The following is a 7,896-nucleotide window of genomic DNA, read 5'->3' on the forward strand; positions in this document are numbered from 1 at the left end:
AATCAGTACAGGAATAGAAATAAGTAGTGCTTTTTCTGTAAAGTAAATTTCTTTTAGTTCCTCCACAAAAATATTTCGACAACCTTCACTTGTTTCAGGGGATGTTGTATTTGAATTTCCTTTCCCTTTTTCTAGCCTGACATTTTTGTCCGTTTTGGTTATGGTACTTTTCATTTGTTTTTTAATTTATTGAAAAACATTATTTCTATAGTGTAAAGTTGGTGCTATATTACTTCTAAGGTATTACACAATTACTCGTATGTATTACATCTTTCACATATTTATTAAACTTTTCTTTTAAAATTAATCAGCATGAAATCCTAACTATTCGGAGCTTGTCAAAGTCTTTAGTTCATTTATATTTACTAAAATAATAAGAACAATTTTAGGGATACAACTTGTTAAAGGGGATAGATAATCCACATTGTAAAAACTGCGGAAAAATACCACATTTTGTTTTTTTCCGAAACATGAATAAATGTTCAAAAATAAAAGAGCTCTTTTTTGCCAACAACACAGACAGGTAAATAGAGAATTATTCAAACATTTTATATCTTGAAAAATGAGATGTTGAAAAATAAAACTAAATTTGCTACTTGACATCTTTTATAATAATGAACAGAATTAAAGAAGTACTTGAAGAAAAAGGAATTAAGCAAACTTGGTTAGCCGAACAGCTAGGTAAGAGCTACAATATGGTTAATGGTTATGTGCAAAACCGACAACAACCAAGACTTGAAGTGCTATACGAAATAGCTAATATTCTAAAGATTGATGTAAAAGAACTTTTAAAAACTAACGAAGAAGTATATAAGTGCAAGTAGTTATCGACATATTAGAAAACGAGTTAATCCAGAAGTACCCTGACGTTCTCGGAATACTACTCCGCGACCAAACCACCCAAAAAAACATTTTTTGGGCGACTGACAACTACGAACATCGCGGAGACTCATACAAATTCAATTCTGAAATTTTACCTGATTTAATCACAGGAGAAAATGGCAATGTAATCATGCCTAGAGTTCATAAAGACAAAACATTACAATTATCCCGCTCCAAAGAAATGGCAGAAGTTTTCACTCCTTCTTGGATATGCAATACACAAAACAATTTGGTTGACAATTCTTGGTTTGGAACAGATGGTGTTTTCAATAAAGAAATCGTATTAAAGAACGGAAGCAAATCTTGGGAAACAACAAAAGAAAAAATAGTTTTCCCAAAAGGCAAGACTTGGCAAGACTATGTTCGTGATACCCGATTAGAGATTACTTGTGGAGAAGCTCCCTACCTAGTGAGCAGATACGATACAACAACCGGAGAATTTATTACTATTGAAAACAGAATTGGACTTTTAGACCGAAAATTAAGAGTAGTAAATGAAAATTTGGACTCAAAAAACGAATGGCTAAAAGCAGTTGAAACTGCATATAAAAACACTTACGGTTTTGAATGGCAAGGAGATAGTTTGCTCTTGGCTCGTGAAGCCTTGCTGATAACATTCATTGAAAACTTTACATACAAATTTGAGACTGAACCAACTCTTGAAACCATCCAAAAAATTGCACAAATTATTTCTTGGAATATCTGGCAAATGGACGGTTTAAAAGGAGTTATTCCCAACAGTTGTAAGGATGAAATTGTAGAAGTTTCAGATTTCTTTGAAACCAAAACAGAAATAAAGAAATGCAAAGGTTGTGCAACACAAAACATAAAGCTTCATAATGGGATCTATTGTACTATTATGGATTGGGATATAGAAAAGCCAATTAAATTCATATCTCTTTTAGAAAAATAAATATGGCACAAGCAAACACTATCAATACCGCTATACTTAACGAAATAATTATCGGTAGAGTTGAACCTCAAATCTATGCTTTTACTACTCAAACTATTCCTAATTATTTAAAAGTTGGTGATACTTATCGTCCAATTGAAACAAGATTGAATGAGTGGCGTAAATACTTTCCTAATCTTGAAAAGAAGTATGGCAATGTTGCAAAAGTCGATGATGAAACTTTTTTCAGAGATTATGCAGTGCATTATTATCTTGAAAACGATTTGAACAGAAAACGTTTAGGACGTGATGTTTTCAAAGATATTTACTATTCAAATGAGTTTTTCGAAAATGCTACCCAAAAAGACCTGCAAGATGCAATAGATGACATTCAAAAAGGACATCAAAACAACGAATCAAAATATCAATATTATCGTTTTGATGAAAGTCATATCCCAATCACTCATACCTACACAAGAACCGAAGAGTATCCATTACGTCCCAATCAACAAAAGACAGTAGCTAATTTTCGAGAAGCCATAAATAAAGGCAGAACCAATTTATTGATGTATGCTGTAATGCGTTTTGGTAAATCCTTTACGGCAATGTCTTGTGCTGTTGAAATGGAAGCCAAATTGGTTGTAGTAGTTTCTGCAAAAGCTGATGTGAGAGGAGAATGGAAAAAAACAGTAGAAAGTCTTAAAAACTTTGAGGGCTATTGTTTTTTAGAAAGTGATGATTTACTTAGAGATGAATTAATTATTGCCGAAAAACAAAAGGCAAATGAGAAAATAGTTTTGTTTCTTACTTTACAAGACTTGCAAGGAGATACAATCAAATCAAAACACGCATCCGTTTTTAAAAACGAAATTGACTTATTGCTCATTGACGAAACCCATTTTGGAGCAAGAGCGACGGAATATGGAAAAGTTTTAAATGAAAAAAAATCAGAACAAGAAAAATTAAGTGCTACTCAACAAAAAAATGAAAATAAACTTAACGATAATTCAATTGATGATATTCAAATTATTGAAAAAGAGTTAAAGGCCAAAATTCGCATTCATCTTTCGGGAACTCCGTATCGCATTTTGATGAACAGCGAATTTACCGATGATGATATTATTGCATTCTATCAATTCACAGATATTGCCGATGACCAAGAACAATGGAATGCGAGAGTTAGAATTATTAATGACCATAGAGAAACGCTAGGTAAAGAGGAAATTGATGAATGGAAAAATCCTTATTATGGATTCCCTCAAATGATTCGGTTTGCTTTTAACCCCAATGAATCTTCTCTAAAAAAAATGGAGGAACTGAAAAAAAATGGTATAACCTACGCTTTTTCAGAACTTTTCAAACCGCAATCCATAACAAAAGACAATACAACCCATCTACATAAAAAGTTTCTTCACGAACAAGAAATTCTGGACTTATTAAAAGTAATTGACGGCTCAGAAGAGGATGCCAATTTATTAAGTTTCCTTGATTACGATAAAATAAAAGAAGGTAAAATGTGCCGTCATATTGTTTGTGTTTTGCCGTATCGAGCTTCTTGTGACGCTTTGGAAGAATTAATCAAGATGCAAGATTTTAAACATCTTAGCAATTATGAAATTATCAATATTTCAGGAGTTGAGAATGAAAAAAACTTCAAAGACACACAAGCCGTTCAAGACAAAATAAAAAAATGGGAAAGTGAGAACGTAAAAACAATCACGCTAACAGTAAACAGAATGCTTACCGGTAGCACCGTTCCTGAATGGGACACGATGCTTTACCTAAAAGATACCGCTTCGCCACAAGAATACGACCAAGCCATTTTTCGTTTGCAAAATCAGTACATTAAAACTTATGTTGATGATAAAAAAGATGTCATCAAATACAATATGAAGCCACAAACACTCTTGGTGGACTTCAATCCTACACGAATGTTTGTAATGCAAGAGGAAAAAGCACAGATTTACAATATCAATACCGATACCGATGGCAATTTGAAGTTGGTCGAACGGCTGAAACGTGAATTAGAAGTTTCGCCCATCATTCACTTAAACAAAGACAAATTAGTTCAAGTAAATCCCACAGATATTTTAAATGCGGTTCGAGAATATTCGAGCAACCGAAGTGTTTTGGACGAAGCCAAAGTAATCCCTTTAGACCTATCGCTTTTGCTAATTGATGAAATTAGAAGAGAAATTGAACGACAAAACGAAATAGGCTCTAATAATGGATTAAAAATAGAACCTCACAAAAAAACTGATGAAGGCGATGAATTAGATATACCGGCTGGAACAAATAAACCTGATGGAGGCAACAAGCCAACCAATGGAACAGAAAAACCAGAAGAAAAAGACACTTACGAAGCCAGCATAAGGAAAAAGTTTGCCAGCTATTATTCCAGAATATTGTTTTTTGCTTTTTGTACCGAAGAAAAATTAATGTCCTTACAAGAAATCATTGATTTAATAGAAACTGATGAAGAAAGTAAAAGAATTGCGGATAATTTAGAACTTAACATTGAAATTTTAAAATTATTACGATCAAACATACAGCATTATGTTTTGAGTAAACTAGAATACAAGATACAAAACATCAATCATTTAGCCAATGATGCCAGTGTAGAACCAGTAGAAAGAGCCAGCAGGGCAATGAAAAAATTTACCCGCTTGTCTGAATCCGAAATTGTAACACCCGAAATTATAACCGACAAAATGATTAGCGGTTTGCCTGAAAATGCTATTGATAGCCATACAATGCTTTTGGATATTGCTTCCAAACAAGGTGAGTTTGTGTATGCCGTGTATAAAAAGTTTGGCAAAGATATAGCCATTAATTTCTACTCCATACCCACCTCAAAAACGGCGTATGAGTTTACCAGAAAAGTGTATAAACTATTGGATTTAGATGTAACGCAAATAGAAACCACCTACACATCTTACGATTTAATCAGTGAAAATAATTTCATTGAAAACGAAACTATAAAAATAAACAACAAGACAATGAAGTTCGATATAATTGTGGGGAATCCGCCGTATCAGCAAAGTGGCGAAGCTAGAGATGAACCAATTTATCAGCATTTTTATGATTTAGCCGAGAACTTATCAGATCAATATATTTTAATTTCCCCTGCAAGGTTTTTATTTAATGCTGGACAGACACCTAAAATATGGAATGAAAAAATGCTATCAGATAAGCATCTAAAAGTTGAATTTTATGAGCAAGATTCGTCCAAGTTATTTCAGAATACGGATATAAAAGGAGGTTTAACCATACTCTATAGAAATAAAAATCAACATTTAGAACCTATTGGAACTTTTACGCATTTCAAAGAACTAACAACTATTGCAAAAAAAGTTGTCCAAAATACAGAATTTTCACTTTCTGCACTTGTACAACCACAAGGAATTTATCGTTTTTCTGATGCTTTTTTTAGAAAATATCCACTGGCTGAAAAAATGCAAGGTAAAGGCACTAAAAATAAAATAGTTTCAAAATCATTCTCGGAAATGGATTTCGCTTTTTCAGATAATAGAGAAAGTCAAGATTTTGTAAAAATGATAGGTTTAGTAAAATCTAAACGACAATACAAATGGATTGATATAAAATATCTATCCTTGCCTGATTCATTTGAAAAATGGAAAGTTGTTTTACCAGAAGCTAATGGTTCAGGATTAATTGGTGAAGTATTAAGTACACCCTTTATCGGGCAACCCTTTATTGGTCATACTGATACTTTTTTGTCTATTGGTGCTTTTGATAATGAATTAGAAGCACAGAATGTCCTTAAATATGTTAAATCTAAATTTGTTCGTACTATGCTTGGAATCTTAAAGATTACTCAACATAATTCTAGAGCAACTTGGCGTAAAGTTCCGCTACAAGATTTTACCACAAATTCCAATATAGATTGGACAAAATCAATTTCTGAAATAGACAAACAGCTTTATAAAAAATACGATTTATCTCCAGAAGAGATTGATTTTATTACAAAAATGATAAAACCAATGGACTAATGATGAAAGCTATTCGATACGAAAAAGATGCAGTTTTAATTCAAGATGGAAATATTGAAGCTTGGGTTGATATTTGGATTGAAAACGAAGATGTTATTTGCGATTGGAATAAATATATTTTCATTATGACGGATCCGAATGACGTTGCCCTTAAAAAATGGCAAGAAAATCTTGAACATTTTGAAGATGCCACAAGTTTAGCAAGTGAAACATTAGAAAATGCAGGAATTATTTATCAGGATGAGAATGCTAAATGGCATCAAACCGATAACTTTCATACTACAAAAGGCTCAATTCCTATAAAATAAGCCAAAATAGAACTTTAAAAACTTTTGAAACCTGTATAAAATTAAACTTTTAAACAGCTATTTTAGCACATTATAAAATTTAAAAAACGACACACTATGAAAAACAAAGTCATTAATTTATTTAACAAACTCCAAATAGTAGTACCCAATACGGGTGTAAAATATTCTCAATTGTTAGAAAAATTTTTAGAGCCTTTTGTTAACGATTTTAAAGATGTAGAATTTTACGAAGATATTTTTGAATTTGGTATAAATGCATGGAATTCTGCCAATATGAAATTAATTCTGCCAAAAGAAGATAATGATAACGCATTTAATGCTTTGGAAAACAGTGGTATTAATGTAGCTTTATTGAATAGGATGATCGAATACAAAATAAGTCATTTTAAAAATTACACCAATTTTATTGTTGATTATGATTTAGAAGAAACAATTGAGGATCCTATTTTAAAAATAACTACGCAAGAACAAGATGCCTATTTAAAGTCAATGTTTGAACAATTTAATCAAGAAGATCTAGCAGATGATTTTGACGAAAACTATATCAATCGTAGCGCTATTATCATCATGCCAAGGCAGCCGTTTATAGATTGGTGTAGTAGTTTGTATCCCGAAGATCTGGATGATGTAAAAGAAACCAGAACCTATTTAATCAGTGAAGACATTGACGATATTGATTCGTGGTTAGCAAAAAAATTCGATAAACTATTTACATTTGAATTAGAATCTTGGCATACAAATAAAAAGGAATGGCCTCAAAAACGAAATTACAAAATGTTTAAAGAATGGTTCCAAATTGACATATCGAGAATGATATATGATTTTGAAATAAATCCAATTCTAAAATTTTGATAAATTTAACTTTAGAGAAAAATAAATAGTGCAGTTCCATCTGTGATTTGCTTATAACTGTTATTCAAAACAAATTTATGATTAGCAAAATTAGACATAAAATGGAGGAAATCGATAGAGGAAATTGAAAGTTAGTTGTGTGCTAAATATAAATTAACAAAAGAGGAAGTTGAATTTATAAATAGTTTGATAAAAACAATGGCAGACTAAAAAAGGTGTTTAACTTTATAAAAAATGTACCTTCACTTCACAGCCACACTGCAAAACTAACAGAAAATCAAGCGGACGAAAAAGAACAACGAGGCATAAAACACCTTACAAACAAGCTTAGCATTTAGCAAAATTTGAAGATGGTTTTGTATCTAAAATTAGTTATTAACTGAAAGTATAGGCTTTCTAAACCCCCGCCTGCGTGCAGAGCGCGAATAATAAGTAGTCGTTTTTAGAGGATTTTATAAAAAAAAGTTCTATAAATCTGGTGAGTTTATTGATTATTATGAAATGCAATTAGTGTTGAGGGAAAATAATCTAGAAATGAATAGGAGTAGTTGTAGGTCAGAAAACAAACCGCTAAGAGTTATAAAAAATAGACTCGATATTTGGTATTTTAAGGTCTGTAATGCAAAAAAAACGATGATTATAGAAATAAAAAAACTTCCTTTTACAAAGTAAAAAGGAAGTTATAGATTGTAATCAATTTATTTGTGCTTGAATGCTAAATTTAATTTAAAGAAAAAGAATCATTCAAGTGCTAATATAATTTATGACTCATCTTTTGTAGTACGTACTAAACTAATTCCAGATACAAAGAAAATAATTCCTAATATACCGTAGATAATTAGTGATTTAACATCTCTTGTTTCACCTGATGTTCCAGCAAATATAACCGCTGTATAAATAAGACCTCCTATTCCAAGAGCAGTTAGTAACGCTCCAAAGATTCGTTTTA

At 31.6% G+C, this 7,896-nt stretch carries 6 protein-coding genes; 5 read left to right on the plus strand and 1 reads right to left on the minus strand.

Going from position 1 to position 7,896, the window contains the following annotated elements; all coding sequences use genetic code 11:
- The first annotated feature begins 614 nt into the window (after positions 1-614).
- The 5 genes from ACH2BG_RS06235 to ACH2BG_RS06255 all read left to right on the plus strand — a co-directional run bounded on the left by ACH2BG_RS06235 (position 615) and on the right by ACH2BG_RS06255 (position 6,947).
- Positions 615-824, plus strand: a complete 210-nt coding sequence (locus ACH2BG_RS06235; RefSeq protein ID WP_089081636.1) for a helix-turn-helix domain-containing protein — start codon at positions 615-617, stop codon at positions 822-824.
- The gene (locus ACH2BG_RS06240; RefSeq protein ID WP_395046853.1) at positions 815-1,795 is read left to right on the plus strand and encodes a restriction endonuclease subunit M; all 981 of its coding nucleotides are present in this window, start codon (positions 815-817) and stop codon (positions 1,793-1,795) included. The genes ACH2BG_RS06235 and ACH2BG_RS06240 overlap by 10 nt, the downstream gene beginning before the upstream one ends.
- Before the next feature lie 2 nt (positions 1,796-1,797).
- Positions 1,798-5,787: an Eco57I restriction-modification methylase domain-containing protein gene (locus tag ACH2BG_RS06245; RefSeq protein WP_395046854.1), complete on the plus strand. Its 3,990-nt coding sequence runs from the start codon at positions 1,798-1,800 to the stop codon at positions 5,785-5,787.
- Positions 5,787-6,095 carry a hypothetical protein gene (locus tag ACH2BG_RS06250; RefSeq protein WP_309757381.1) on the plus strand — a complete coding sequence of 103 codons (309 nt, stop codon included), beginning with the start codon at positions 5,787-5,789 and terminating at the stop codon, positions 6,093-6,095. The genes ACH2BG_RS06245 and ACH2BG_RS06250 overlap by 1 nt, the downstream gene beginning before the upstream one ends.
- A 96-nt stretch (positions 6,096-6,191) precedes the next feature.
- Positions 6,192-6,947: a hypothetical protein gene (locus tag ACH2BG_RS06255; protein WP_309757379.1), complete on the plus strand. Its 756-nt coding sequence runs from the start codon at positions 6,192-6,194 to the stop codon at positions 6,945-6,947.
- Between the two features lie 761 nt (positions 6,948-7,708).
- Here ACH2BG_RS06255 and ACH2BG_RS06260 read toward each other — a convergent pair.
- Positions 7,709-7,896 (minus strand): hypothetical protein (locus ACH2BG_RS06260; RefSeq protein ID WP_395046855.1); only part of this gene is annotated, 188 nt, incomplete at its 5' end.

The sequence above is a fragment of the Flavobacterium sp. genome, from assembly GCF_043779715.1.
GTDB lineage: Bacteria > Bacteroidota > Bacteroidia > Flavobacteriales > Flavobacteriaceae > Flavobacterium.

Excerpts from the sequence above, each read along its gene's own strand:
- ACH2BG_RS06255 (WP_309757379.1), top strand. The coding sequence starts at position 6,192 with ATGAAAAACAAAGTCATTAATTTATTTAACAAACTCCAAATAGTAGTA.
- ACH2BG_RS06245 (WP_395046854.1), top strand. The coding sequence starts at position 1,798 with ATGGCACAAGCAAACACTATCAATACCGCTATACTTAACGAAATAATT.
- ACH2BG_RS06235 (WP_089081636.1), top strand. The coding sequence starts at position 615 with ATGAACAGAATTAAAGAAGTACTTGAAGAAAAAGGAATTAAGCAAACT.
- ACH2BG_RS06250 (WP_309757381.1), top strand. The coding sequence starts at position 5,787 with ATGATGAAAGCTATTCGATACGAAAAAGATGCAGTTTTAATTCAAGAT.